At 72.6% G+C, this 25,983-nt stretch carries 23 protein-coding genes; 18 read left to right on the top strand and 5 right to left on the bottom strand.

The features are described from left to right. Positions 1-88 precede the first annotated feature (88 nt). Both DFJ69_RS24650 and DFJ69_RS24645 read left to right on the top strand, forming a co-directional pair. A complete protein-coding gene (locus DFJ69_RS24650) occupies positions 89-679 on the top strand; it encodes a DUF3043 domain-containing protein (RefSeq protein WP_245974559.1) in 591 nt (196 codons plus the stop codon). Between the two features lie 24 nt (positions 680-703). After that, a complete protein-coding gene (locus tag DFJ69_RS24645; protein ID WP_116024796.1) occupies positions 704-1,705 on the top strand; it encodes an aldo/keto reductase family protein in 1,002 nt (333 codons plus the stop codon). A gap of 12 nt (positions 1,706-1,717) precedes the next feature. Here the strand turns inward: DFJ69_RS24645 and DFJ69_RS24640 are convergent, their stop codons facing one another. Then, on the bottom strand, positions 1,718-1,906 hold the full coding sequence (locus tag DFJ69_RS24640; protein ID WP_425453379.1) for a hypothetical protein: 189 nt from the start codon (positions 1,904-1,906) through the stop codon (positions 1,718-1,720). A 104-nt stretch (positions 1,907-2,010) separates the two neighbouring features. Here DFJ69_RS24640 and DFJ69_RS24635 point away from each other — a divergent pair, with 104 nt between their 5' ends. From DFJ69_RS24635 to lipB, 8 genes are all read left to right on the top strand, one after another. Then, positions 2,011-2,958, top strand: a complete 948-nt coding sequence (locus DFJ69_RS24635) for a bifunctional adenosylcobinamide kinase/adenosylcobinamide-phosphate guanylyltransferase (RefSeq protein WP_116024793.1) — start codon at positions 2,011-2,013, stop codon at positions 2,956-2,958. 154 nt (positions 2,959-3,112) lie between these two features. Continuing rightward, positions 3,113-3,868: an adenosylcobinamide-GDP ribazoletransferase gene (locus DFJ69_RS24630; protein ID WP_245974558.1), complete on the top strand. Its 756-nt coding sequence runs from the start codon at positions 3,113-3,115 to the stop codon at positions 3,866-3,868. Positions 3,869-3,976: 108 nt separating this feature from the next. Then, positions 3,977-5,473 carry a leucyl aminopeptidase gene (locus DFJ69_RS24625; protein ID WP_116024791.1) on the top strand — a complete coding sequence of 499 codons (1,497 nt, stop codon included), beginning with the start codon at positions 3,977-3,979 and terminating at the stop codon, positions 5,471-5,473. 111 nt (positions 5,474-5,584) lie between these two features. Further along, on the top strand, positions 5,585-6,961 hold the full coding sequence (gene lpdA, locus DFJ69_RS24620) for a dihydrolipoyl dehydrogenase (protein WP_245974557.1): 1,377 nt from the start codon (positions 5,585-5,587) through the stop codon (positions 6,959-6,961). A gap of 37 nt (positions 6,962-6,998) precedes the next feature. Continuing rightward, positions 6,999-8,450: a 2-oxoglutarate dehydrogenase, E2 component, dihydrolipoamide succinyltransferase gene (sucB, locus tag DFJ69_RS24615; RefSeq protein WP_116024789.1), complete on the top strand. Its 1,452-nt coding sequence runs from the start codon at positions 6,999-7,001 to the stop codon at positions 8,448-8,450. A gap of 89 nt (positions 8,451-8,539) precedes the next feature. Next, on the top strand, positions 8,540-9,433 hold the full coding sequence (locus tag DFJ69_RS24610) for a TIGR01777 family oxidoreductase (RefSeq protein WP_116024787.1): 894 nt from the start codon (positions 8,540-8,542) through the stop codon (positions 9,431-9,433). Positions 9,434-9,521: 88 nt separating this feature from the next. Further along, positions 9,522-10,259 (top strand): Type 1 glutamine amidotransferase-like domain-containing protein, encoded by a 738-nt coding sequence (locus tag DFJ69_RS24605; RefSeq protein ID WP_116024785.1) that lies wholly within the window; start codon positions 9,522-9,524, stop codon positions 10,257-10,259. A 52-nt stretch (positions 10,260-10,311) separates the two neighbouring features. Continuing rightward, on the top strand, positions 10,312-11,034 hold the full coding sequence (gene lipB, locus DFJ69_RS24600) for a lipoyl(octanoyl) transferase LipB (RefSeq protein WP_211328729.1): 723 nt from the start codon (positions 10,312-10,314) through the stop codon (positions 11,032-11,034). Between the two features lie 20 nt (positions 11,035-11,054). Here the strand turns inward: lipB and DFJ69_RS24595 are convergent, their stop codons facing one another. Then, complete coding sequence (locus tag DFJ69_RS24595) at positions 11,055-11,579, bottom strand: YfbM family protein (protein ID WP_116024784.1); 525 nt, start codon at positions 11,577-11,579, stop codon at positions 11,055-11,057. A gap of 187 nt (positions 11,580-11,766) precedes the next feature. Here DFJ69_RS24595 and lipA point away from each other — a divergent pair, with 187 nt between their 5' ends. Both lipA and DFJ69_RS24585 read left to right on the top strand, forming a co-directional pair. After that, the gene (gene lipA, locus DFJ69_RS24590) at positions 11,767-12,708 is read left to right on the top strand and encodes a lipoyl synthase (protein WP_245974556.1); all 942 of its coding nucleotides are present in this window, start codon (positions 11,767-11,769) and stop codon (positions 12,706-12,708) included. A 70-nt stretch (positions 12,709-12,778) separates the two neighbouring features. After that, on the top strand, positions 12,779-13,471 hold the full coding sequence (locus DFJ69_RS24585; RefSeq protein WP_116026871.1) for a DUF4191 domain-containing protein: 693 nt from the start codon (positions 12,779-12,781) through the stop codon (positions 13,469-13,471). A gap of 397 nt (positions 13,472-13,868) precedes the next feature. On the opposite strand, the gene DFJ69_RS24580 is transcribed toward DFJ69_RS24585, so the two are convergent. Next, positions 13,869-14,354 (bottom strand): RDD family protein, encoded by a 486-nt coding sequence (locus tag DFJ69_RS24580; RefSeq protein WP_116026870.1) that lies wholly within the window; start codon positions 14,352-14,354, stop codon positions 13,869-13,871. 187 nt (positions 14,355-14,541) lie between these two features. Between DFJ69_RS24580 and glnA the strand changes: the two genes are divergently transcribed. From glnA to DFJ69_RS24550, 6 genes are all read left to right on the top strand, one after another. Next, the gene (gene glnA / locus DFJ69_RS24575) at positions 14,542-15,966 is read left to right on the top strand and encodes a type I glutamate--ammonia ligase (protein ID WP_116024780.1); all 1,425 of its coding nucleotides are present in this window, start codon (positions 14,542-14,544) and stop codon (positions 15,964-15,966) included. A gap of 475 nt (positions 15,967-16,441) precedes the next feature. Next, complete coding sequence (locus DFJ69_RS24570; protein ID WP_116024778.1) at positions 16,442-16,843, top strand: OsmC family protein; 402 nt, start codon at positions 16,442-16,444, stop codon at positions 16,841-16,843. A 35-nt stretch (positions 16,844-16,878) separates the two neighbouring features. After that, on the top strand, positions 16,879-17,694 hold the full coding sequence (locus DFJ69_RS24565) for a class I SAM-dependent methyltransferase (RefSeq protein WP_170177766.1): 816 nt from the start codon (positions 16,879-16,881) through the stop codon (positions 17,692-17,694). 151 nt (positions 17,695-17,845) lie between these two features. Then, positions 17,846-18,814, top strand: coding sequence for a phosphatase PAP2 family protein (locus DFJ69_RS24560; protein WP_245974555.1), 969 nt, complete (start codon positions 17,846-17,848; stop codon positions 18,812-18,814). Between the two features lie 13 nt (positions 18,815-18,827). Next, positions 18,828-19,625, top strand: a complete 798-nt coding sequence (locus DFJ69_RS24555; RefSeq protein ID WP_245974554.1) for a phosphatase PAP2 family protein — start codon at positions 18,828-18,830, stop codon at positions 19,623-19,625. 47 nt (positions 19,626-19,672) lie between these two features. Further along, complete coding sequence (locus DFJ69_RS24550; RefSeq protein ID WP_211328728.1) at positions 19,673-21,193, top strand: N,N-dimethylformamidase beta subunit family domain-containing protein; 1,521 nt, start codon at positions 19,673-19,675, stop codon at positions 21,191-21,193. Here the strand turns inward: DFJ69_RS24550 and DFJ69_RS24545 are convergent. Together DFJ69_RS24545 and DFJ69_RS24540 are read right to left on the bottom strand one after the other, a co-directional pair. Further along, a complete protein-coding gene (locus DFJ69_RS24545) occupies positions 21,183-24,215 on the bottom strand; it encodes a bifunctional [glutamine synthetase] adenylyltransferase/[glutamine synthetase]-adenylyl-L-tyrosine phosphorylase (protein ID WP_116024774.1) in 3,033 nt (1,010 codons plus the stop codon). The two genes, DFJ69_RS24550 and DFJ69_RS24545, sit on opposite strands and share 11 nt — an antisense overlap. A 249-nt stretch (positions 24,216-24,464) precedes the next feature. Then, positions 24,465-25,826 (bottom strand): glutamine synthetase family protein, encoded by a 1,362-nt coding sequence (locus DFJ69_RS24540; protein ID WP_116024772.1) that lies wholly within the window; start codon positions 25,824-25,826, stop codon positions 24,465-24,467. Positions 25,827-25,983: the final 157 nt, after the last annotated feature.

The following is a 25,983-nucleotide window of genomic DNA, read 5'->3' as shown; positions in this document are numbered from 1 at the left end:
GTACCCGGTAGGACGTACCCGGGGAACGCATCGTTCCACGGCCGCCGCCCCGGACGGGTCGGGCGGCGACGGACGGTACCCTGAACACGTGTTCCGACGTCGTACCGAGGCCGCCGCCCCCGAGGAGGCCCCAGAGGCGGTCAAGCCAGGGGGCAAGGGCCGTCCCACGCCCAAGCGCAGCGAGGCGCAGAAGCGCCGGCAGCAGTACATCACCGCGCCGCGAGACCGCAAAGAGGCGTACAAGCAGGTCCGCGAGCGGCAGGCGCAGAATCGCGTGAAGACGCGCGAGGGCATGAAGCAGGGCGACGAGCGCTACCTGCTCAAGCGCGACAAGGGCCCGGTGCGCCGCTTCGCCCGCGACTACGTCGACGGCCGCCGCACCATGGGCTCGTACCTCATGTACGCCATGTTCGTGATCGTGCTGCTCAGCTTCGTGCGGACGCCGATCACCGCGCTCCTCCTGCTGATCGCCCCGCCGTTGCTGCTGGGCATCGTGCTGGTGGAGGGCGTGCTGATCAGCACGCGGGTCAAGAAGCTGACCGCCGAGCGGTTCCCCGACGAGGAGCGCAAGGGCGTCGGGATGTACGCCGCCGTGCGCGCGATGCAGATCCGCCGTTTCCGGGTGCCGGCGCCGCTGGTGAAGCCCGGCAAGAAGGCCGAGACCGACGGCGACGCCTGAGGACCCCTCGCTAGGGTTCGGGGCATGGACTTTCGACACCTCGGCCGCAGCGGCCTCATGGTCAGCGAGATCTCCTACGGAAACTGGCTGACCCACGGCTCCCAGGTCGAGGAGGACGCCGCCGTGGCCTGCGTGCACGCGGCCCTCGACGAGGGCGTGACCACCTTCGACACCGCCGACGCCTACGCCGAGACCCGGGCCGAGGACGTGCTCGGCCGGGCCCTCAAGGGGCAGCGGCGCGAGGGCTTGGAGATCTTCACCAAGGTGTTCTGGCCGACCGCCCCGGGCCGCAACGACCGGGGCCTGTCGCGCAAGCACATCATGGAGTCGATCGAGGGCTCGCTGCGCCGGCTGCGGACCGACTACGTGGACCTCTACCAGGCGCACCGGTTCGACGTGGAGACCCCGCTGGAGGAGACCCTGCGGGCGTTCGACGACCTGGTACGGCAGGGGAAGGTCCTGTACGTGGGCGTCTCGGAGTGGCGGGCGGACGAGATCGCCCGGGCCCTGAAGATCGCCGACGAGATGGGCCTCGACCGGATCGTCTCCAACCAGCCCCAGTACTCGATGCTGTGGCGGGTCATCGAGGAGGAGGTCGTCCCCCTGTCGGAGCGGGAGGGCCTCGGCCAGATCGTGTGGTCCCCGATCGCGCAGGGCGTGCTGACCGGCAAGTACCTGCCGGGCCAGGCGCCGCCCGCCGGGTCCCGGGCGGTCGACGAGGCCGGCGGCTCCCGCTTCATCAAGGGCCTGCTCAAGGACGACGTCCTCACCCGCGTGCAGGACCTCAAGCCGATCGCCGCGGAGCTGGGCCTGACCATGGCGCAGCTCGCGGTGGCCTGGGTGCTGCAGAACCCGAACGTCTCCTCGGCCATCGTCGGGGCGTCCCGCCCCGAGCAGGTCCGCGACAACGTGAAGGCCAGCGGGGTCAAGCTGGACGCGGACGTGCTGCGGCGCATCGACGACGTGCTCGGCCCCGTCGTGGTGCGCGACCCGGCGAAGACCGTCAGCCCCAGCAAGCGCCCCTGACCACCCCCGGGCTCACTCGGGGTCGAGCAGGCTCATCGGGTAGACGACGGCGTCGTCCTCCAGGAGGGCCACCCGCTCGACCCCGCCCGCCCGCAGCTCACGCCAGTTCACTCCCAGCCACGTCTCCGCGTCGGCCTGGGTGGTGAACGTCTCCTCGGGCAGACCGGGCACGGTGACGGTGCTTCCGTCGCTGCCCTGCAAACGCCAGCTCCACGGCATGGAAAGCTCGACCTCCCTTGTCGGAGGTGAGACTAGCCGCCGCCGAGGCCCCGGTGGGCGCCCGTGCCCGTAGAGTGCGACGCGACATGCACATCGAACTGCCGGGCACCGCCGGTCCCCACGGCTGGCCCGAACCCGGCTGCCGCTGTGCCTCCTGCAACGGGCTGCGGACGGCGGGTGTCGCGTTCGAGCCGACGCGTGTGCTGGTGGACGGTGTGCCCTTGGGGGAACTGCCGCGTTCGGAGGTCCCCGGCGGGTACGACGTACGGCCCTCCGGCGGGGGTCGGATCCTGGTCTCGGAGGGGCCCGGTGCGTGCCCCGAGCCGGCGTCGGATGTGACGTACGACGCCGTCCTCCTCGACCTGATCGGGCATCCCGAACACCTCGGGTGGTTGCGCCACCGAGGGGCGGTCACGGCCGCCACCCGGGTCCTCTCCGTCCACAACGACCACCGCATCGCCTCCCCCGCCGAACTGGGTCGCCGCCTCGCCCGGTGGGCACGACCGTCCGAGAGCACGTACCGGACCCTGCTGCTGGGCGGCTCGCGTTCGGGCAAGTCGGCGGAGGCGGAGCTGCGCCTGCTGTCCCACCCGAGCGTCACCTACGTCGCGACCGCCGCCTTCACGCGGAACGACCCGGAGTGGAAGGCCCGCGTCGACGCCCACCGCTCACGACGCCCGCACTGGTGGACCACCGAGGAGACCACCGACGTGGCCCCCATCCTGCGTTCGGGACCCGGCGCCCTGCTGATCGACGGCATCGGCTCCTGGCTGGCCTCGGTCATGGACGCCGCCGGCGCCTGGGACGACCCCGACGCCGTACGACCGGCACTGGACGACCTCGTCGCGGCGTGGCGTTCCACCGAGGCGCACGTGGTCGCGGTCACCGACGAGGTCGGCCTCTCCCTCATACCGACCACCCGAGCCGGCCGCCTGTACGGCGACCTGCTCGGCACCCTCAACCAACGCCTGGCGGCGGAGTCCGAGGAGACGGCCCTCATCGTCGCCGGACGCGTGCTGGCGACACCCTCGTGAGCGGGCGGACGCAGCCGACGTTCCCCCGGCCCGAGACCTTGCGACCACCCAGCCGGCGGCCGCGCCGCGCCGCGCGCCCACGCCGTAGGACACGCGGCCGAACGCGCGACGAGGCCATGGGGCCCGTGGCCGAAGGCGTACGGGAGGTGGTCCGGTGATCGACGGGGTTCGGCTGGCGTTCAGTCTGCTGACGGTCATCCGGGTGCCGGTCGGGCGGGTCGATCGGGTCGTCGGCGGTCGGGCCATGGTGCTGGCGCCCGTCGTGGGGCTCGTGGTGGGCGGGACGGGGGCGCTGGTGATGGTCGCCGGCGACCTGCTCGGGCTCGGCGGGCTGCTGCGGGCCGTCCTCGCGCTCGGGGCGATGGCCGTCCTCACCCGGGCGCTGCATTTGGACGGGCTGGCCGATCTGGCCGACGGGCTGGGGAGCGGGCGGCCCGCCGAGGGGGCCCTGGAGGTCATGAAGCGCTCCGACATCGGGCCGTTCGGCGTCGTCACCCTGCTGCTCGTGCTCCTCGTGCAGGCCGCCGCGCTGGCCGAGAGCGAGCATGGGGCGTTCGCGGTGGCGGTCGCGGCGGTGACCGCCCGGCTCGCCTTCCCCTGGGCCTGCCGCGCGGGCGTTCCGGCGGCCCGGCAGGACGGGCTCGGCGCGCTGGTCGCCGGAACGGTGCGACCCGCCGGTGCCGCATTGGTGACGGTGGTGACGTTGACGGCGGCGGCCGCCTGCGGCGCGGCGGTGGACGGCGTGCAGGGGGCGGTGTCGGGCGGGCTCGCGGTCCTGCTCGGCGTCGGGGCCGCGCTGCTGACCCTGCGACGCGCCGTCCGCCGACTGGGCGGCGTCACCGGGGACGTGCTCGGGGCGCTGGCCGAGATCGCCGCGACGACCTCCCTGATCGTCCTGGCCGTGCGCTGACCACGCGGCTCACCGCGCGGAGGGCCCGTCCCCGCTGCGCCCCGCCACGCGGTAAGGCTTGATCCAAAAGGGCGAAAGCGGTCAGCCGGGGGACTAGCATCGGCTTACGTGACGACCATCAGCCTGGACAGCGCAGCACCGTCGGCCCTGGAAGTCGACGCGATCGTGATCGGGATCGTCCCCGACGACACCGGCGGACCGTCCGGTCCCGGCCTCCGCGCGGCCGAGGGGGCGCAGGACCTCGAGCAGGCCCTCGACGGCCGGCTGGCCGCCGCGCTGAAGTCCGTGGGCGCCACCGGCGCGGCCGGTGAGATCACCAAGCTTCCCACGCTGGGCGGCCTCCCCGCGCCGGTCCTGGTGGCCGCCGGGCTCGGCGACGCCGTCGACGCCGAGGCGCTGCGCCGGGCGGCGGGCGCCGCGGTGCGGGCCCTGGCCGGGTCCGGCAGGGTCGCCCTGGCGCTGCCCGCGGGTTCCGCCGAGGAGGTGGGCGCGGTGGCGCTGGGCGCGCTGCTGGGCAACTACTCCTTCGGCCGCTACCGCACCGGAGAGCGCAAGGAGCCGGTCGCCGAGCTGACCGTGTTGTCCGCCGCCGAGGGCGGCGCCGACGCGCTCGCCCGGGCCGAGACGCTGGCCGCCTCGATCACGCTGGTCCGCGACCTGGTCAACACGCCGCCGTCGGACCTGTCGCCCGAGGACTTCGCGCAGATCGCCGCCCGGGTGGGCGGCGAGGTCGGTCTCGGCGTGGAGGTCCTCGACGAGAAGGCGCTGGCCGACGGCGGCTACGGCGGCATCGTCGGGGTCGGGCAGGGCTCGGCCAACCCGCCGCGCCTGGTGCGGCTGTCCTACAGCCACCCCGAGGCCGACAAGACCGTGGTGTACGTCGGCAAGGGCATCACCTTCGACACCGGGGGCCTGTCGCTCAAGCCGGCGGAGGCCATGGACTGGATGAAGTCCGACATGGGCGGCGCGGGCGCCGTGTTCGGCGCGCTGCACGCCATCGCCGCGCTCAAGCCCAGGGTCAACGTGATCGGCTACCTGCCGCTGGCGGAGAACATGCCCAGCGGCACCGCCCAGCGCCCCTCCGACGTCCTCACCATGTACGGCGGCAAGACCGTCGAGGTCCTCAACACCGACGCCGAGGGCCGGTTGGTGCTGGCCGACGCGCTGGTGCGCGCCGGCGAGGACTCCCCCGACCTGCTCGTGGACGTCGCCACGCTGACCGGCGCGCAGTTGGTCGCGCTGGGCACCCGCACCGCCGGGGTGATGGCCAACGACGACGACGTGCGCGCGAAGGTGGTCTCGGCCGCCGACCGCGCCGGGGAGCCGTCCTGGCCGATGCCGCTCCCGCCGGAGATGCGCAAGGGCCTCGACTCGGCGGTCGCCGACATCGCCAACATCAGCGGCGATCGTTGGGGCGGGATGCTGGTCGCCGGCGTGTTCCTCGCGGAGTTCGTTCCCGAGCGTGTCAAGTGGGGACACCTGGACATCGCGGGCCCGGCGTTCAACAAGGGCGAGCCGTACGGCTACACCCCCAAGGGCGGCACCGGCGCCGCGACGCGCACGCTCGTGCAGCTCGCGGAGGACGTGGCGGCCGGGGCGTTGTGACGCAGATCGCCGTGTAAGACGGCACGACGGCGCGAAAAAATGAAAAGATTTCCCCGCGACGGGGGTAACGTCCCGGCGCGGCATGAGCAACGCACGACAAGGAGCGTTCAGTTGGTCGACAGCGGCCCCTTCGACATCGTCGTCCTGGGTGGTGGCAGCGGCGGATACGCCTGTGCTCTGCGGGCCGTGGAGCTGGGGATGACGGTCGCCCTCATCGAGCGCGACAGGCTCGGCGGCACCTGCCTCAACCGCGGGTGCATCCCGACCAAGGCCCTGCTGCACGCCGCGGAGGTCGCCGACCAGACCCGCGAGGCCGCGACCTTCGGCGTGAAGGCGACCTTCGAGGGCGTGGACGTCGCCGGTGTGCAGGCGTACAAGGACAAGGTCGTCTCCACCACCGTCAAGGGGCTCACCGGGCTGATCAAGTCCAAGGGCATCACGATCGTGGAGGGCGAGGGCCGGCTGGTCGGCCCCACCTCCGTGCGGGTCGGCGACGAGGTCCTCGAGGGCCGGCACATCGTGCTGGCCACCGGCTCCGCGCCCCGGTCCCTGCCGGGCCTGGACATCGACGGCGAGCGGGTGATCTCCAGCGACCACGCGCTGGTGCTGGACCGGGTGCCGTCCTCGGTGGTGGTCCTGGGCGGCGGCGTGATCGGCGTGGAGTTCGCCTCCCTCTGGCGCTCGTTCGGCGCCGAGGTCACCATCGTCGAGGCCCTCCCCCACCTGCTCCCGCTGGAGGAGGAGACCAGCTCCAAGCGGCTGGAGCGGGCCTTCCGCAAGCGCGGCATCAAGTTCGAGCTGGGCGCGCGGTTCGAGGGCGTCGAGCGCGCCGACGGCGGCGTCACCGTCACCCTGGAGGGCGGCGCGACGATCGCCGCGGAGCTGCTGCTGGTGGCCGTCGGGCGCGGGCCCGTGTCCGACGGGATCGGCCTGGAGGACGCCGGGGTCGAGCTGGAGCGCGGGTTCGTCAAGGTGGACGAGTACTGCCGCACCGCCGTCCCCTCCATCAGCGCCGTGGGCGACCTCATCGCGACCCCGCAGCTCGCGCACGTCGGGTTCGCCGAGGGCATCCTGGTCGCCGAGCGGTTGGCCGGGCTGTCGCCCGCGCCCATCGACTACGACGGCGTGCCCCGCATCACCTACTCCGACCCCGAGGTGGCCTCGGTGGGCCTCACCACGGCCCAGGCCGCGCAGCGCGGGTACGAGATCACCCAGGTCGCCTACGATCTGGCCGGCAACCCCAAGAGCAAGATCCTGGGCACGCAGGGCGAGGTCAAGGTGATCGCGGAGAAGGAGGGCCGGGTGCTCGGCATCCACATGGTGGGCGCCCGCGTCGGCGAGATGATCACGGAGGGCCAGCTCATCTACAACTGGGAGGCCCTCCCGTCCGAGGTCGCCCAGCTCATCCATCCCCACCCGACCCAATCCGAAGCGGTCGGCGAGGCACACCTGGCGCTCGCCGGCAAGCCACTGCACGTGCACGGCTGATCCGCCCGCACGATATTCGAAGGAGTCGCTGAGAGCCATGCCGGTCTCCGTCACCATGCCCCAGCTCGGCGAGAGCGTCACCGAGGGCACCGTCACCCGCTGGCTGAAGAAGGAGGGTGAGCACGTCACGACGGACGAGCCGCTTCTCGAAGTCTCGACCGACAAGGTCGACACCGAGATCCCTTCGCCCGCGTCGGGCATCCTGACCAGCATCACCGTCGCCGAGGACGAGACCGTCGAGGTCGGCGCCGAACTGGCCGTCATCTCCTCCGAGGACGAGGCGGGGGCCGGCGGGACGCCCGCCGCGCCGGCCGCCCCGCAGGAGGCGCCGCCCGCGCCGGAGCCGCCGGCGCAGCAGGCCCCGCCGCCCGCCTCGTGGCCGCCGCCGGCGCAGCCCGCGCCGCCGCCCGCCGCGCCGGTCCCCGCTCCGCAGCCGCAGGCCCCGGCCCCCGCGCCGCAGGCCGCGCCCCGGCCCGCGGAGGCGCCGGCCCCCGCCGGTGAGGGCCCGTACGTGACTCCGCTGGTCCGCAAGCTGGCCACCGAGCACGGCGTGGACCTGTCGGAGGTCAACGGCACGGGTGTCGGCGGCCGGATCCGCAAGCAGGACGTGCTGGAGGCCGCCCGCGCCAAGGAGACCGAGGCGGCCCGACGGGCGCAGCAGGCCGCCACCGTCACCCCGACCCCGCAGCAGGCCCCGGCGCAGGCCGCGGCCCCGGCCCGGCCCGCCCCGGCGCCGGTGGTGCCCTCCGCCGAGGCCCAGCAGGTGCGCGGCAAGACCGAGAAGATGTCGCGGATCCGGCAGACCATCGCCCGCCGGATGACCGAGTCGCTGCAGGTCTCCGCGCAGTTGACCACCGTGGTCGAGGTGGACATCACCCGGATCGCGCGGCTGCGGGACCGGGCCAAGGCCGACTTCGCCGCCCGCGAGGGTGTCAAGCTGTCGTTCCTGCCGTTCTTCGCGCAGGCGACGGTGGAGGCCCTGAAGATCCACCCCAAGCTCAACGCGGTGATCAACAGCGAGACCGACGAGGTCACCTACCACGACGTGGAGAACCTCTCCATCGCCGTGGACGTGCCCGAGCGGGGCCTCATGGTGCCGGTCATCCACAACGCCGGCCAGCTCAACCTGGCCGGGCTGGCGCAGCGGATCGCCGACCTCGCCGAGCGCACCCGCACCAACAAGGTGAACCCGGACGAGCTGGCGGGCGGCACGTTCACGCTGACCAACACCGGCAGCCGGGGCGCGCTGTTCGACACCCCGATCCTCAACCAGCCGCAGGTCGGCATGCTCGGCACGGGCGCGGTCGTCAAGCGCCCGGCCGTCATCGACGACCCGGACCTGGGCGAGGTCATCGCGGTGCGGTCGATGGTCTACCTGGCGCTGACCTACGACCACCGCCTGGTCGACGGCGCCGACGCGGCCCGCTTCCTCACCACGATCAAGCAGCGGCTCGAGGGCGGCGACTTCGAGGCCGAGCTGGGCCTCTGACCCTCGCGGCACCACCGGGACCCCGGCGGCTTCCGACCGGAAGCGGCCGGGGTCCCGTCGTCGCGCGGCGGGTCCCCTAGGGTGATCCCGTGAAAGTGGCGATCACCGGGGCGTCCGGGCTCATCGGCGGCGCGCTGACGACCAGCCTGGAAGGCGACGGCCATCAGGTGCTGCGCCTCGTACGGCGGGAGCCCCGCGGGCCGGGAGAGGCCCGCTGGCGGCCGGGAGGCGACGTCGACGTCGACGCCCTGGAGGGTGTCGACGCGGTCGTGCACCTCGCGGGCGCCGGAGTGGGCGACAAACGCTGGACCGAGAGGTACAAGCGGGAGATCCGGGAGAGCCGCGTCGCCGGGACGGCCACGCTGGCGACCGCCCTGGCCGGGCTGTCGGCCAAGCCCGCCGTGCTGGTCTGCGGTTCGGCGATCGGCTACTACGGCGACACCGGCGGCCGTGACGTCGACGAGGAGGCCCCGCAGGGCGGCGGCTTCCTCGCGCAGGTCGTCGCCGACTGGGAGGCCGCCGCGGGGCCCGCCGCCGACGCCGGCATCCGGGTCGCGCTCCCCCGCACCGGCGTGGTGCTGGCCGGCGCGGGCGGGATGCTGGGCACCCTGCTGCCGCTGTTCCGATTCGGCCTCGGCGGCCGGATGGGACGCGGCCGACACTGGGTGAGCTGGATCTCGCTCACCGACCAGATCGCCGCCCTGCGCCTCCTCATCGAGGGCGACCTGTCCGGACCGGTCAACCTGACCGCGCCGCGCCCGGTCACCAACGCCGACTTCACCAGGGCGGTCGCCCGGGCGGTGCGGCGGCCCGCGCCCTGGGTCGTGCCGCGGTTCGCGGTGCGGCTCGCCGCCGGGGGCTTCGCCGACGAGGGCGTCTTCATCAGCCAGCGGGTCCTGCCGCGGCGGTTGACCGAGGCGGGCTTCCCCTTCGCCCTGCCCGACCTGGACGCCGCGCTGTCCAAGGAACTGGCCGTCAGGTGACGTCAAGGTTCTGTAAAGTCGCGAGTCGGCGCTCTCCGTGGCCTTACCGTAACTGACAGGTGGCAGACGAACGGGGAGGTAAGGCGACATGAGCACCGATGGCCAGCCGCACATTCTCGCTATCGGCGGGGGCACGTTCCTCCCGAACGGCCGGGAGGGGCTCACGCCGAGCCCGCTCCTGCGATACGCGCTCGACCTGACCGGCGAGGACCGGCCCCGCGTCTGCCTCCTGGGCACCGCGCTGGGCGACGGCGCCGAGTACGTCGCGCGGGGGTACTCCGCGCTGTCCGGCCTCGACGTGGAGACCAGCCATCTGGCGCTGTTCCCCATGCCCAACGTCGCCGACATCCGGTCGCATCTGCTGAGCCAGGACCTGGTGTACGTGTTCGGCGGCAGCGTGGCCAACCTGCTGGCGCTGTGGCGGCTGCACGGTCTGGACGAGGTCCTGCGCGAGGCGTGGTACGAGGGCGTGGTCCTGGCCGGGCAGAGCGCCGGGGCGCTGTGCTGGCACGTGGGCGGCAACACCGACTCCTTCGGGCCGGACCTGCGTCCGCTCACCGACGGGCTGGGCTTCCTGCCGTACTCGTGCGGCGTCCACTACGACAGCGACGAGCAGCGCAGGCCCCTGCTGCAGCGGCTGATCGCGGAGGGGGCGCTGCCGTCCGGGTACGCGGCCGACGAGGGTGTCGGGCTGCACTACGTGGGCACCGAGTTCGTCCAGGCGGTCTCGTACCGCGAGGAGGGCCGCGCCTACAGCATCGAGCCGAACGGCGCCGGCGCCGTCAAGGAGACGACGATCGAGCCGCGCATGCTGTCGGACCTGTGACTTCGGCGGCGATGCCCGGGCCGGGCGACGCGCCCGGACGTAGGCTTGTCCCGTGACAGACCTACTCGAAGCAGACGACACCGGGTCGGCCGCGGACATCGGCGACCTGGTCATCGTGCACGTGGGGTTCGGTGACCAGGCCGTCCCCTACGAGGACGCCTGGGACCTGCAGCGGCGCACGCAGGACCGGCGCGCGGCCGGCGAGATCCCGGACACCGCGCTGCTGCTGGAGCACCGGCCGGTCTACACCGCGGGCAAGCGCACCGGCCCGCTGGACCGTCCGCTGACCGACCCGGGCGCGCCGGTGATCGACGTGGACCGCGGCGGCAACATCACCTGGCACGGTCCCGGCCAGCTCACCGGCTACCCGATCGTCAAGCTGCCGGACCCGGTCGACGTGATCTCCTACGTGCACAAGCTGGAGACCATGATGACGCGGGTCTGCGCCGACCTCGGCCTGCGGACGGAGACCGTCGAGGGCCGGCGCGGGCTGTGGGTGCCGGGTTCGCCCGACCGCAAGATCGGCTCGATCGGGGTCCGGGTCTCGCGCGGCGTCACCATGCACGGCTTCATGCTCAACTGCGACTGCGACATGTCATGGTTCGACCGCATCGTCCCGTGCGGCATCCGCGACGTGGGCTCCACGTCGCTCAGCGAGGAGCTGGGCCGGCGGGTGCCCGTCCAGGAGGTCCTCCCGCTGGCGGAGCGGCACCTCGCCGAGGTGCTCGGGGTGCGGGAGACCTACCACCGCACCCTCGCCCAGTTGAACGGCTGAGGTGAACGGGCGCCCCGGGGTCAGGAGTCCTGGGGCGCCATCGCCTTGAACACGGCCTGCCCCTCGGCGGCCGCGGACGCGAACAGCCGGGTGAGCCGCTCATAGGACGGGCGAAGCACCCGGTCGCGCGCCCCCGGGTCCATCAGCTTCGCGTCCTGGACCTCGGCGGCGACCATCACGGGCAGGTCGAACCGTTCGGCGATCCGGTCGAACGGGGTGGCCGTCAGGTGCTCGGCGGCGGGCCGGACGCGTTCGGGTTCCAGGTAGATCACGTCGAAGCCGAGCCCGCCGGGGGCGTCCGCTCCGTCCTCGGTGAGCAGCCGGCCGCCGCACACGATGTCGGACTCCGGCGGACGGCCGTCCCAGGGGTCCCCGGTGATCAGATAGTGCAGCGCCTGCCAGGCGCCGCCCACGTCGAGGACCCGGTCGGCCGGATGGCGACGCCGCCAGTCCCGCGCGCCGAACACCAGCGCGGCGATCCGGCCCGGATCCCGCTCGCCCTCGAGCGATGGCGGCAGCCTGAGGTACGACATCGCGAGGCCCACGACTCGGCTCCTCTGTAGAGACTCCACTCGGCAACAGGGAGTCACCTTAGAGAGATCGACGGGGCCGGTCGGGCGGAACACCCGAATCTGGCCCGTGATTTCGCATCGTCGCGGCCGAATCGTTACCGAGGCCCCATCCGGGCGTGCGGAACGGATGCCGGTCGCGATCAGCACGTACATTGGAGAGGTGACTGCGGTGACCCCCGAGGGGCGAAGGCTCCTTCGCATAGAAGCCCGGAACAGCGAGACGCCGATCGAGCGCAAGCCTCCGTGGATCAAGACCAGGCTGAAGATGGGCCCGCAGTACCGCGAGCTCACCTCACTGGTGAAGAACGAGGGTCTGCACACGGTGTGCCAGGAGGCCGGCTGTCCCAACATCTACGAATGCTGGGAGGACCGCGAGGCCACGTTCCTGATCGGCGGCGACCAGTGCACGCGACGCTGCGACTTCTGCCAGATCGACACCGGCCGGCCCGCCGCCTACGACCCCGACGAGCCGCGCCGGGTGGCGGAGTCGGTGGCCACGATGGGCCTGAAGTACGCGACGGTGACCGGGGTGGCCCGCGACGACCTGCCCGACCAGGGCTCCTGGCTGTACGCCGAGACGGTGCGGCGGATCCACGAGGAGATCCCCGGCTGCGGCGTGGAGCTGCTGATCCCCGACTTCAACGCGGTGCCGTCGCTGCTGGCCGAGGTCTTCGGGTCGCGGCCCGAGGTGCTCGCGCACAACGTCGAGACGGTGCCGCGCATCTTCAAGCGCATCCGCCCGGCGTTCCGGTACGAGCGGTCGCTGGAGGTGATCACCATGGCCCGGGAGGCGGGGCTGGTCACCAAGTCCAACCTGATCCTCGGCATGGGCGAGACCCGCGAGGAGGTCTCGGAGGCGCTGCGCGACCTGCACGCGGCGGGCTGCGAGCTGGTGACCATCACCCAGTACCTGCGGCCGACCCCGCGCCACCACCCGGTGGAGCGCTGGGTGAAGCCGGAGGAGTTCGTCGAGCTTCAGCAGGAGGCCGAGGAGATCGGCTTCGCCGGGGCGATGTCCGGGCCGCTGGTGCGCTCGAGCTACCGCGCGGGCCGGCTCTACCGCCAGGCCGTCGAGGCGCGGGGCGCGACGACGGGCGACTGATCCCGGACGACCCCGCCCGGGGCGTACGGTCCTGTCGGGCGGCGGGCCGGAGGTGACTATCCTGGTGGGCATGTCGAACAACGCCACGGAAACCGGGAAGCGCTCCGGCCGCCTCCAGCAGATCCGCATGATCGTCGGGGTCCTGCGGCAGGCGGACCCGAAGGCCCTCCCGATCGTCATCGGCGCCGCGCTCGGCACCCTGGCGCTGTTCGTGGCGGCCGGTCTGGTCTTCGGCCCGCCGTGGCTCTTCATCCCGCTGGGCGTGCTGTTCGCGGCGCTGGTCGGGATGATCGTGTTCGGTCAGATGGCCCAGCGCGCCCAGTACAAGATGATCGCCGGGCAGCCCGGGGCGGCCGCCGCCGTCCTGAAGTCGATGCGCGGCAACTGGACGGTGACCGAGGCGGTGGCGGGCAACCGCAGCCTGGACATGGTGCACCGGGTGGTCGGTCGCCCGGGTGTGATCCTGGTCTCCGAGGGCCCGGCCGGCCGGGTGGGGCCGCTGCTCGGCGCGGAGAAGAAGCGCATCTCCCGGGCCGCCCAGCAGGTCCCGATCTACGACCTGCAGGTCGGCGAGGACGAGGGCCAGATCCCCGTCGGCAAGCTGCAGCGGCACCTGATGAAGCTCCCCCGCAACCTCAACAAGGCGCAGGTGATGGAGCTGAACGACCGCCTCCGCGCACTGCCGCAGAAGATGCAGATGCCCAAGGGCCCGATGCCCCGCAACGTGCGGATGCCCAAGGGCCCCAAGCCGAAGACCCGCTGAACGCACGCTCGAACGGCCACCCTCGCTCGAACGGCCACCGCAGGGTTCAGCCCCCATGGGGTACGACCACCGCAGGGTTCAGCCGACCACCGGGACTACGGCCACCACCCGGCACAGCCGACCACAGGGGCTACGGCCACCACCGGGTACAGGCATCTAGGGAACGGCCACCACCAAGTACAGCCACCCGGGGAACGACCACCACAGCCACCACTCAGATACCACCACCACTGGCGTACGACCACCGCAGGGTTTTAGCCAACCGTTGGGACTACGGCCACCACCGGGGGTGTTGCCCGGTCCTTCAGGCGGGCGGCCCGGAGCGCAAGCGGAGGGCCGTTCGGCTGAAGATCTCCAAGACCGGGCGCGGGGGGCGTGGGGGGTCGCCCCCCCCACATCAAGACAGACCGATCACGACGGTGTCGGCGGCGCGGTCGTGCAGGCCCCGGTGGTCGCGGTCCCAGAACAGCGCGGGCACCACGAACAGGACCAGCACGGTGCGCACCAGCGCCCACACGGGGCCGACCGGGCGGCCGTCGAGGCGGACGACGCGGATGCCGCACAGGCGTTTGCCGAGCGTCATCCCGAGGGTGGCGTTCAGCACGACCGCCTGCAGCGCGAACACCCCCAGGGTGAGGAGGCTGCGGCTCTGGGGGGCCAGCTCGAGCGTCCGGGCGGCGGCCGCCGCGATGACCATGCACAGGCCCCAGTCGACGAACAGGGCGACCAGCCGGCGGCCGTAGCCCGCGACCGCGCCGGTGCCGTTCTCGGGGAGGCCGAGCCGTTCCCCGGGGTATCCCAGCTCCGCCCCGGCCGAGCGCGCTCCGCCCAGCCAGGTCTGCGTCCAACGCGGTCCGCCCGTCGTCTCCCTGCCGCTGCTCATGGCGTCCACGGTACCGCTGACCGGGGCGGTGTCCGATCCGAGGCCGGTGCGCGGGGGCGCGGACAACGGGTGTTCGTTGTGTCACGGCACGGGGTGATGCGTAACACACTAGAAACACTTGGGACACGGCCGGGAAACGGCGGGATCCTAGCGTTCTGATGCACGAAAAGCGCCCCAGGGAGGTTGGATGTTCAGCAGCGCCGACGAGGTCCTGAGCTACATAGAGGCCGAAGGCATCCGGTTCGTCGACTGCAGGTTCGTGGACCTGCCCGGCACCGTGCAGCACTTCACGTTCCCGGTCGAGAACTTCGGGAGCGGCGTCTTCACCGAGGGCCTGATGTTCGACGGGTCCTCGATCCGCGGATTCCAGGAGATCCACGAGTCCGACATGCTGCTGCTGCCGGACCCGACCACGGCCGTGGTGGACCCGTTCCGCCAGCACAAGACGCTGAACATCACGTTCTTCGTGCACGACCCGCTCACCGGCGAGCCCTACAGCCGCGACCCGCGCAACGTGGCCAAGAAGGCCCAGGACTACCTCAAGAGCACCGGCATCGCCGACACGGTGTACTTCGGCCCCGAGGCCGAGTTCTACATCTTCGACGACGTGCGCTTCGAGACGAAGGCCAACGCCGGCTACTACCACCTCGACTCGATCGAGGGCGCCTGGAACACCGGGCGCGAGGAGCCGGGCGGCAACCTCGGCGCCAAGCCCCCCTACAAGGGCGGCTACTTCCCGGTCCCGCCGATGGACCACTACACCGACCTCCGCTCGGAGATGGTGGCCCAGCTCCTCGGTGTCGGCATCGACGTCGAGATGCAGCACCACGAGGTCGGCACCGCCGGCCAGGCGGAGATCGACTTCCGCTTCGGCGAGATGCTCCACACCGCCGACCAGCTCATGCTCTACAAGTACGTCGTCAAGAGCGTCGCCCGCGCGGCAGGCAAGACCGTCACGTTCATGCCCAAGCCGATCTTCGGTGACAACGGCTCCGGCATGCACTGCCACCAGTCGCTGTGGAAGGACGGCTCCCCGCTGTTCTACGACGAGGTCGGCTACGCCGGTCTGTCGGACACCGCCCGCTGGTACATCGGCGGCCTCCTCAAGCACGCCCACTCGCTGCTGGCGTTCACCAACCCGACCGTCAACTCCTACCACCGGCTGGTCCCGGGGTACGAGGCCCCGGTCAACCTGGTCTACTCCCAGCGCAACCGCTCCGCCTGCATCCGGATCCCGATCACCGGGTCCAACCCCAAGGCCAAGCGCGTCGAGTTCCGCGTGCCGGACCCGTCCTGCAACCCGTACCTGGCGTTCTCGGCGATGCTGATGGCCGGCATCGACGGCATCAAGAACAAGATCGAGCCGCCGGAGCCGGTGGACAAGGACCTCTACGAGCTCCCGCCGGAGGAGGCCCGCGCCATCCCGCAGGTCCCCGGCTCGCTCGAGGCCGTCCTCAACAAGCTGGAGGAGGACCACGAGTACCTCCTCGAGGGCGGCGTCTTCACCGAGGACCTGATCCAGACCTGGATCGCCTACAAGCGCGAGAACGAGCTGGACCCGATCCGGCTCCGCCCGCACCCGCACGAGTTCGAGCTCTACTACGACGTGTAGTCATGTGGGGGGGCGACCCCCCACCCCCCCCGCGCCCGGTCTTGGAGATCTTCAGGTGGGCGGCCCTCCGCTTGCGCTCCGGGCCGCCCACCTGAAGGACCGGGCAACACCCCCGCGGGGTCGCGGTTCGGACGTCGGTGATCGCCGCGCAACGTGGGTGGACGTCGCTCTAACGCAGGTGGTCGCCGCGCAACGTGGGGGATCGCCGTTCCGCCTTGGTGGTCGCGGTTCGAACGTCGGTGGTCGCCGCGCAACGTGGGTGGACGCCACTCACGCGGGCGTCACCGCCTCGGATTGTGCGGTCATCGCGCGAACATCGGTGATCGCCGGGCGGACGTCGGTGATCGCCGTTCGGAGCTTGCATGCTGGGCCCCGTCGCCTCTGGTGGCGGGGCCTTCGGCGTTCCGGCGGTGTTCCGGGGAAGATCCGGGGGCGTGAGATCGTTCAGGCGGGCGGACGATCACGAGGAGGGGTCATGGCGACAGTGCGGGTCGAGCGGACCGAGGGCGGGTTCGAGGCGACCAACGACCGGGGGGCGCGGGTGGCGGTCGGCGGCTCGGAGGAGGAGGGCGTCTTCTCCCCGGTGGAGCTGCTGTTGGCGGCGCTGGGCGGGTGCGAGCTGGTCACGGTGGAGCCGCTGACGGCCAAGCGGGGGCACCGGCTGGTCCGGCTGGCGGCCACCGTGCAGGCGGACAAGATCGCCACCAGTGAGCTGGGCACGATCACGATCTCCTACGACGTGGAGCTGCCCGAGGGCGACGACAAGGCCGCGGCGGTGTTCGACGCGGTGGCCCGCCGCGTCCACGAGCGCTACTGCACCGTGGGGAACACCCTCAAGAATCCCACCCCGGTGGAACAGGTCCTTCCCGAACTCTGACCGCGCGATCTCCGCCCCGTGGTCTGATGTCCCGCATGGACACGGCGGACCTGGCCCGATGGCGGGCGGCGGTGGAGTCCTGGCGGCTCCCCGAGCGGTTCCGGTCGCACGGCGGCGGCTCCGCGCCGCGCCCCGCGACCGTGGTGCGCGACCCGGCGGACGCGGAGGCGCCGCCGGGGAGCCGTTCCTTCGCCCGCGCCGTCGAGGCGCTCCCGGAGGGCGGCACGGTGCTGGACGTCGGATGCGGGGTCGGCGGGGCCTCGCTGCCGCTGGCGGAGCGGGCCGGACTGATCGTGGGCGTCGATCCGGAGGGCCCCCTGCTGGAGGCGCTGGAGGAGAGCGGGCGGCACCTGGGCGTCCCCGTGGAGACCTTCGGCGGCCCGTGGCCGGAGATCGCGGGAAGGGTCCCGCCCGCCGACGTGGTGGTCTGCCATCACGTGCTGTACGCCGTCGCGGACCTGGGCCCGTTCGCCGCGGCGTTGACCGCCCGCGCCCGGCGGCGGGTGGTCGTGGAGATCCCCGAGCGGCACCCGCTGCACGCGTTGAACCCGCTGTGGGAGAGGTTCCACGGGCTGGAGCGGCCGGACGGGCCGACGGCCGACGACGCGGTGCGGGCCCTGGCGGCGGCCGGCGCCGACCCTGAGATCGAACGATGGATCGATCGGGGAGAATGGGGGTACTACCCCGATCTGACCGCCTTGGCCGAGCGCGTGGGGCGGCGGCTGGCGCTGCCCGCCGAACGGACGGCGGAGGTGGCCGAAGCCCTGCGCGACCTGGGGATCGACCCTCGACGGCCGCGCTTCCCGGGGGTCGCCGGGCGGACGCTGTGCACGATCCACTGGACGCCCTGACCGTCGGAAGGTCATCTCTGGTCGCATCGCCGGCGGGCCTTATCCCCCAGAAGTCCCGTATGCCTCATGGCGGACCTACTACTCAAGTCTGAGACGAAGACCGTTCGCCTCGGTGATCTCAAAGTGGGATCGGTTGACCAAGATGGTCAGCATGGTCCAAACCGCCCCTCAAGCCCCCCGAGGACGGCTGACCCGGCCCCCCGCCGGGCCGGCGCGGCCGCCCGTGAAGGCCCGGGTGACCCGGCTGGTCTCCGCGCCGCCCATCTGGCGTGAGCTGCTGCTGATCGCGCTGTTCTACAGCGCGTACACGGTGACCCGGCTGGTGCTGAACGGCGGCGGCACGGCGGTGGCGTTCCGCAACGCCGCCGACATCCTCGCGGTGGAGCGGGCGCTGGGCCTCGACGTGGAGCAGGTCCTGAACGAGGCGTTGCTGGAGGTGTCGTGGCTGGCCCGGGCGGCCAACTACTTCTACGCGACCGCGCACTTCGCGGTGACGCTGGGCATCGTGGTCTGGTTGTACCGGTTCCGCCCCCAGCACTACCGGTGGCTGCGGACCGCGCTGCTGGTGGCGACGGGGGTGGCGCTGGTCGGCTTCTGGCTGTACCCGCTCGCGCCGCCGCGGTTCCTTCCGGCCGAGGGCTTCGTGGACCCGGTGCAGGCGCTGGGCTCCTGGGGGCTGTACTCCGGCCAGAGCGCCGGGACGCTGACCAACCAGTACGCGGCCATGCCGTCCATGCACGCGGGCTGGGCGCTGTGGTGCGGATTCGTGCTGGTGTGGCTGGGCACACAGCGCTGGGTGAGGGCACTGGGGGTGCTGTACCCGCTGGTGACGGTGCTGGTGATCCTGGGCACCGCCAACCACTACATCCTCGACGCCGTGGTGGGCATCGCCCTGGTCGTGGGGGCGCTGGCGTTCTCTGGAGCACGCCATCTCGGGTGGCGGCCGCGTCCGGTCCGGTGGAGCCGGGCCGAGGCGCAGGCCCGGCCCGCGCCCGCCATGACCGCCCCGGCGGACGCGGCCCCCGCCCCCGTACGGGAGCCGTTGGTGCCGGCTCCCCGGCCTGTCGGCGTGGGCGCCGGCTCATCCGGGGTTGGTGATGCTCCGGGGTCCACGGTCTGAGAATGTGGACCGCATGCCCATGTCACGCTCCGCCACCGGCCCCCGGACACCGCGTCCGGGGGCCGAGGCCGAGCCGGCCCCGGCGGAGGCGCGGACGAGGCCGCGCTGGTGGGCCGAGCTGCTGCTGATCGGGATCTGCTATACGGCGTACTCGATGGTCCGCAACCTGGTCCCGACCGATCACGCCGGGGCGGTCGCCCGGGCGTACGAGCTCCTCGAGGCCGAGGACGTCCTGCGGCTGGACATCGAGTACGCGCTGAACCGGCTGTTCACCGAGCAGTCGTGGTTGGGCGTGACGGCCAACTACTACTACGCCACGCTGCACTTCGCGATCACCATCGGCGTGCTGGTGTGGCTGTACGCACGGCATCCGGGTCATTACCCCAGGTTCCGATGGATGCTGTTCGCCACCACGCTGACGGGGCTGATCGGCTTCTGGTTCTATCCGCTGGCCCCGCCCCGCATGCTGCCCGGCTTCACCGACACGGTGATCGCCTTCAACACCTGGGGGCTGTACGACTCCTCGCCGGTGGCGACGGTCTCCAACCAGTACGCCGCCATGCCGTCGTTGCACACGGCGTGGTCGCTGTGGTGCACGGTGGCGATCGTGGCGGTGGTGCGGCGCGTCTGGGTGCGGGTCCTGGCGATCGCCTATCCGGCGGCGACGGTCGTCGTGATCATGGGGACGGCCAACCACTTCATCCTCGACGCGGCGGGCGGTGTCGCGGTGCTGGCCGCCGGGGCCGCGGTCAGCCATGGGGCGGTGCGGGTGGTGGCGTACGGGTGGCAGATGTGCCGTAACGCCGTCTGAGCGATGACGGCGCACGGGGGCGCGCCGGTGCGGCAGAATGCGGCGGCGTGCGCACTCATCGGGGGATCGTCCTGACCGTCCTGCTCGCCGTGCTGGTGCCGTTCTCGCTCGCCGGGTGCAGCGCCTCGCGGAGTTCGGCCGGTTCGGGAGCGAACGACCCGGGGGCCCGTGACGGCTCCCCCACGCCGGCGGTCGTCGCCGAGAACGCGCGGCCCGGGACGCCGGACTGGAGGCTGCGCCGCAAGGGGCCGCAGGAGGAGATCGAGGGCTTCGCCGATCGGGTGAGCGTGCTGCCGGGCGAGCCGTTCCGGCTGTTCGTGTCCACCACCGCCGACGGGTTCGCCGTGGAGGCGTTCCGGGTGGGCTGGTACGGCGGCGCGCAGGCCCGCAAGGTCTGGGAGTCGCCCCGGCGGGCGGGCTTCCGACAGGCGTCCGCCAGGACGTCCGAAGAGACCGGCACGGTGGTCGCCCCCTGGAAGCCGTCGATGACCGTGCCCACCGTGAACTGGCCGGAGGGCGTGTACCTGCTGCGGCTCACCGCCGACTCCGGCGCCCAGCGGTACGTCCCGATCACCGTGCGATCGGCGGACGCCACGGGGAGGATCGTGGTCCTCAACGCCACGACGACCTGGCAGGCGTACAACACCTGGGGCGGACGGAACCTCTACAAGGGGCCGACCGGGTACGCCGACCGTTCCCGGGCGGTGAGCTTCGACCGCCCGTACGACAGGGGCGGCACCGGGAAGTTCATGGCGTACGAGCACTCGGCGATCGTGCTCGCCGAGAAGACCGGCGTCCGGCTGGCGTACGCGACCGACAACGACCTGCACCGTCAGCCGGGCCTGCTGCGCGGCGCACGCGGGCTGCTCACGCTCGGGCACTCCGAGTACTGGTCCACGTCGATGCGGGACGGTGCCACGCGGGCCCGTGACGAGGGTGTCAACATCGCCTTCCTGGGGGCCAACGCCGTCAACCGGCACATCCGCTTCGCCGACACCGCGCTCGGCCCGGACCGGCTGGTGATCTGCTACAAGGACGCCACCGAGGACCCGGTGGCACGGACGGACCCGGCCGAGTCGACCCAGGACTGGCGACTCCCCCCGAAGCCCAGGCCCGAGAGCGACCTGATCGGGATCATGTACAACTGCTTCCCCGCCGTCGGGTCGTTCACCGTCCATCGGCCCGCGCACTGGCTGTTCCGGGGCACCGGGGTGCGGCGGGGCACGACGTTCCCCGGCCTGATCGGGCCGGAGACCGACGCGCTCAACTGGGGCGGCCCCACACCCCGGCCGATCGAGGTGCTGGCGCATTCGCCGATCAACTGCGGGGCGTTCGTGAAGACGGCGGACGCCACGTACTACACGACGAGGAGCGGCTCGGGGGTGTTCGCGACCGGCACCATGCGGTGGGTGTGCGCGATGCGCGGCACGGCCTGCGGCCACGGCGTCACCGGCGCGGCGCAGCGCTTCGTGTCCAGGGTCACCGAGAACCTGCTCCGGGCCATGGCCGCGGGGCCGATGGGCTCGGCGCATCCCGCCAGGGACAACCTGGAGGAGTTCAGTCCGTGACGCCGTAGAACACGCGGTCGACGACGGCGCGGGCCCGGCGGGCGTGCCGGCGGTAATCCTCCAGCAGGTCGCCGGTGCCGGGGTAGCCGAGAACCTGGGTGACGGCGCTGCGCTCCTTGTGGTGGTCGGTCGGCAGCAGGTCGGAGGCGCGGCCCCGCACCAGCATCACGGTGCCCCTGATGCGGGTGGCGAGCTGCCAGGCCGACGACAGCACCTCGCCGTCGGTCTCGTCCAGCAGGCCCGCCCGCACCGCCGCGTCCAGCGCGGCGAGGGTGCGGGTGGTGCGCAGCCCGGCGACCTCGTGGGCGTGCTGGAGCTGGAGGAGCTGGGCGACCCATTCGACGTCGGAGAGCCCGCCGGGGCCGAGCTTGGTGTGCAGCCGCCGTTCGACGCCGCGCGGGAGCCGTTCGGACTCCATGCGCGCCTTCAGCCGGCGGATCTCGCGGAGCGCCTTGTCGTCGATGCCGTCGCGGGGCCAGCGCACCGGGTCGATCAGGGCCCGGAACCGGTGGCCCAGCTCGGGGTCGCCGATGATCGGGTCGGCGCGCAGCAGCGCCTGGCTCTCCCAGGGGGCCGACCAGCGGGCGTAGTAGGCGGCGTAGGACGCCAGCGTCCGCACCAGCGGCCCCGCCTTGCCCTCGGGACGCAGGTTGGGGTCGATCTGCAGGGGCGGGTCGGGGGCGGGCCGGGCCAGCAGCCGGCGCATCTCCTCGGCGACGGAGTGGGCGGCGGTCTGCGCGTCCCGCTCGTCGGCTCCGGGCAGCGGGTCGTGCACGAACATCACGTCGGCGTCGCTGCCGTAGCCCAGCTCGTGGCCGCCGAAACGGCCCATGGCGACCACGGCGACGCGGGTGGGCAGCGGTCCCCGGCGTTCCATCTCGATCTTGTTGACGGCGGCCTGGAGGGCCGCCTCGATGGTGACGGTGGCGATATCGGTCAGGGCCTCGCCCACGGTGCGGACGTCGGTCAAGCCGAGCAGGTCCGCGACGCTGGTGCGGAACAGCTCCCGGCGGCGCAGCCCGCGCACCGCCGCCACCGCGTCCTCGGCCGACTCGTGGGCCGCCTTGTCGTCGTCCTCGCGGCGGCGCACGGCGGCCAGCGCCTCGGACATCAGCGCCTCGAACGAGCGCGGGGCCAGCCCGTCGTCGCTGCCGAGGAGGGCGACCGCCTCGGGGGCGCGCAGCAGCAGGTCGGTGGCGTACCGGCTGGTGGCCAGCAGGCGGGCCATCCGCTCGGCCACCGTCACCTCGTCGCGCAGCAGCCGCAGGTACCACGGCGTGGTGCCGAGGGCGTCGCTGACCTGCCGGAACCCCAGCAGCCCCGCGTCCGGGTCGGGGGCGGCGGCGAACCAGCCCAGCATCACCGGCAGCAGCGTCCGTTGGATCGCGGCGCGCCGCGACACCCCGGAGGTGAGGGCCTCGATGTGCCGGAGCGCCCCGGCGGGGTCGTTGAAGCCGAGCGCGGTGAGCCGGGTCCGCGCGGCCTCCGGCGTCAGCCGCGTCTCCTCCTCCGGCAGCCGGGCGACGGCGCGCAGCAGGGGCCGGTAGAAGAGCTTCTCGTGGATGGTGCGGACGCCACGGGCGTGCCGCCGCCACAACGCGGTGAACTCCCCCACCGGGTCGGTGCGCAGCCCCAGCGCCCGGCCGAGCCGCCGCAGGTCGTGGTCGTCGTCGGGAACGGTGTGGGTGCGGCGCAGCCGGTGGAGCTGGATGAGGTGCTCCACGCGGCGCAGGAACCGGTACGCGGAGGCGAGGCCGGCGGCGTCGTCGCGCCCGACGTAGCCGCCCTGGGACAGCGAGGCCAGCGCCTCCAGCGTGTTGGGGCTGCGCAGCGTGTCGTCGGCGCGGCCGTGGACGAGCTGCAGGAGCTGGACGGCGAACTCGATGTCGCGCAGCCCGCCGGGGCCCAGCTTCAGCTCCCGTTCGGACTCCTGGGTCTGCCGGTGCAGGTGGGCCTCGACGCGCCGGCGCATCGCCTGCACGTCCTCCACGAAGTCCTCGCCCGCCGCGGCCTTCCACACCAGGGGGCCGACCATGTCGGCGTACTCGCGGCCCAGCTCCGCGTCGCCCGCCACCGGCCGGGCCTTCAGCAGGGCCTGGAACTCCCACGTCTTGGCCCAGCGCTCGTAGTAGGCGCGGTGGCTGGCCAGGGTCCGCACCAGCGGGCCGGCCTTGCCCTCGGGACGCAGCGCGGCGTCCACCTCCCACAGGGAGCCCTCCGGGGTGCTGGCCGAGCAGGCGCGCATCAGGGCGGAGGCCAGCCTCGTGGCGGCGCGCAGGGCGTCGGGCTCGGACGCGCCGGGCCGGGGCTCCGCCACGAAGATCACGTCGACGTCGCTGACGTAGTTCAGCTCACGGCCGCCGCACTTGCCCATGCCGATCACCGCCAGCCGACACAGGCCCGCGTCGGGGACCTCCGCGCGGGCGACGGCGAGCCCGGCCTCCAGCGCCGCCGCGGCCAGGTCGGCGAGCGCGGCGGCCACCTCGTCGACGTCTGCGGCCCCGCTGAGGTCACGACCGGCCAGCCGGAGCAGATGCCTCCGATAGGCCGCCCGGAGCGCGATGAGGGTCTCCTGGGAGGCGTCCCGGGCGGCGGGCTCGGGATCGTCGGGATCGGCGCCCACGGCGCGCAGGAGGGCGTCCCGGAACGTTCGGGGGGCCGGGGCTTGGATCGCTCCATCGCCGCCGAGGACCCGCCAGTCGTCCGGGTGTCGCGCCAGATGCTCCCCGAGCGCGGAGCTGACGCCCAGCACCGCCGGCAACCGCTGCCAGACGCCCTCGTCGGCGGCCAGCGCGGCCCGGCCGGCGGGGTCGAGGGCCTCCAGCAGCCGCAGCAGGCCGCCCAGCGCCAGGTCCGGGTCGGCGGCGGCGCCGAGGGTGTCCAGGAGCGGATCGGAGACGGTCACACCCTCGCCGGCGGCCTCGGCCAGCAGACGCTCGGCACGCCCGGGATCGGTGAAGCCGAGCCGGGCCAGGCGGCCGGTCAGAGTGGGACGGCGGTCGGGAGTCCAGGGCTCGCTCACGGGCTTGAGCGTAACCGGGCAAGCCGTCCGTGACGGAGGAAATCCCGGCCACGAGAGATTTCTGTTACGACAAGATCGCCTCACCCGCGGCCCCGGGCTCGGTGGGCCCCGCCGGGGCGCTCGCGGACACGGGTCGTGGGTCATGACGCCGAGACCGCATGCGTGAAGCCCGCGCCGAAACTGCGGGCGCGGGCGGAGCGTGTCGGGGCAGGCGGGGGCCCGGGACGACGCCCGGGCCCTCATGGACGGCTAGAGCACCGCGATGTAGCGCCTGCGCTCGTACTCGGTGACCTGGCGGCGGTAGTCCTCCCACTCGGCCCGCTTGTTGCGCAGGAAGAAGTCGAACACGTGCTCGCCGAGCACGTCCGCCATCAGCTCGCTGCGCTCCATGGTGTGGATGGCCTCGTCGAGGCTCTGCGGGAGCGGCTCGATGCCCATCGCCCGCCGTTCGGCCGGGGTGAGCGCCCACACGTCGTCCTCGGCGCCCGGCGGCAGCTCGTAGCCCTCCTCGATGCCCTTGAGGCCGGCGCCGAGGATGGCCGCGAACGCCAGGTACGGGTTGGCGGCGGTGTCCAGGGAGCGGAACTCGACCCGGGTGGCGTGGCCCTTCTGCGGCTTGTACATCGGCACCCGCACCAGCGCGGAGCGGTTGTTGTGCCCCCAGCAGATGTAGGACGGGGCCTCTCCCCCGGCGCCCGCGGAGGCCCCGACGCCGCCCCACAGCCGCTTGTAGGAGTTGGCGAACTGGTTGGTGACGGCGGTGATCTCGGCGGCGTGCCGCAGCAGCCCGGCGATGAAGGCCCGCGCCACCTTGGAGAGCTGGAACTCCGCGCCCGGCTCGTAGAACGCGTTGCGGTCGCCCTCGAACAGCGACATGTGGGTGTGCATGCCGGATCCGGGGTGGTCGGTGAAGGGCTTGGGCATGAAGGAGGCCCACACGCCCTGCTCCAGCGCCACCTCCTTCATCACCAGCCGGAACGTCATGATGTTGTCGGCCGTGGTGAGCGCGTCGGCGTAGCGCAGGTCGATCTCCTGCTGGCCGGGGGCGCCCTCGTGGTGGCTGAACTCCACCGAGATGCCCATCGACTCCAACACCATGATCGCGTTGCGCCGGAAGTCGTGCGCCGCGCTGTGCGGGGTGTGGTCGAAGTAGCCGCCGGCGTCGACCGGCTCGGGCTCGCTGCCGTCCTCCGGGATGTTCCGCATCAGGAAGAACTCGATCTCCGGATGCGTGTAGAAGGTGAACCCGAGGTCGGCGGCCTTGCCCAGCGCCCGCTTGAGCACGTAGCGCGGGTCGGCGAAGCTCGGCGTGCCGTCCGGCATGAGGATGTCGCAGAACATCCGGGCGGTGCCCGGCGACTCGGCGCGCCACGGCAGCACCTGGAAGGTCGCCGGATCCGGCTTGGCGATCATGTCGGCCTCGTAGATCCGGGCGAACCCCTGGACGGCCGACCCGTCGAAGCCGATGCCCTCGGCGAAGGCGCCCTCGAGCTCCGCGGGCGCGACCGCGACCGACTTCAGGAACCCGAGCACGTCGGTGAACCACAGTCGGATGAAGCGGATGTCGCGCTCCTCCAGTGTGCGGAGCACGAACTCCTGCTGACGGTCCAAGGCCTTCTCCCTCGATTGCCTCTGTTCACCCGACTGTCGTACGTCGTACCCGCCGACGCCGCCCGACACCGACCCCGCGACCCCCTCGCCCGGCCCCGGACGCGGCGCGCGTGCCGACACGTCCGGCTACCTAGCAGTATGCCCTGCGGCTGTTTCC

It is taken from the genome of Thermomonospora umbrina (genome assembly GCF_003386555.1).
Lineage (GTDB): Bacteria > Actinomycetota > Actinomycetes > Streptosporangiales > Streptosporangiaceae > Thermomonospora > Thermomonospora umbrina.
This window is presented reverse-complemented; position numbering and strand designations above follow the sequence as displayed.

What these genes read in the sequence shown, in the direction of transcription:
- DFJ69_RS24645 (WP_116024796.1), top strand. Translation starts at nt 704, where the DNA reads ATGGACTTTCGACACCTCGGCCGCAGCGGCCTCATGGTCAGCGAGATC.
- DFJ69_RS24635 (WP_116024793.1), top strand. Translation starts at nt 2,011, where the DNA reads ATGCACATCGAACTGCCGGGCACCGCCGGTCCCCACGGCTGGCCCGAA.
- sucB (WP_116024789.1), top strand. Translation starts at nt 6,999, where the DNA reads ATGCCGGTCTCCGTCACCATGCCCCAGCTCGGCGAGAGCGTCACCGAG.
- DFJ69_RS24605 (WP_116024785.1), top strand. Translation starts at nt 9,522, where the DNA reads ATGAGCACCGATGGCCAGCCGCACATTCTCGCTATCGGCGGGGGCACG.
- DFJ69_RS24585 (WP_116026871.1), top strand. Translation starts at nt 12,779, where the DNA reads ATGTCGAACAACGCCACGGAAACCGGGAAGCGCTCCGGCCGCCTCCAG.
- DFJ69_RS24580 (WP_116026870.1), bottom strand. Translation starts at nt 14,354, where the DNA reads ATGAGCAGCGGCAGGGAGACGACGGGCGGACCGCGTTGGACGCAGACC.
- glnA (WP_116024780.1), top strand. Translation starts at nt 14,542, where the DNA reads ATGTTCAGCAGCGCCGACGAGGTCCTGAGCTACATAGAGGCCGAAGGC.
- DFJ69_RS24570 (WP_116024778.1), top strand. Translation starts at nt 16,442, where the DNA reads ATGGCGACAGTGCGGGTCGAGCGGACCGAGGGCGGGTTCGAGGCGACC.
- DFJ69_RS24565 (WP_170177766.1), top strand. Translation starts at nt 16,879, where the DNA reads ATGGACACGGCGGACCTGGCCCGATGGCGGGCGGCGGTGGAGTCCTGG.
- DFJ69_RS24560 (WP_245974555.1), top strand. Translation starts at nt 17,846, where the DNA reads ATGGTCCAAACCGCCCCTCAAGCCCCCCGAGGACGGCTGACCCGGCCC.
- DFJ69_RS24555 (WP_245974554.1), top strand. Translation starts at nt 18,828, where the DNA reads ATGCCCATGTCACGCTCCGCCACCGGCCCCCGGACACCGCGTCCGGGG.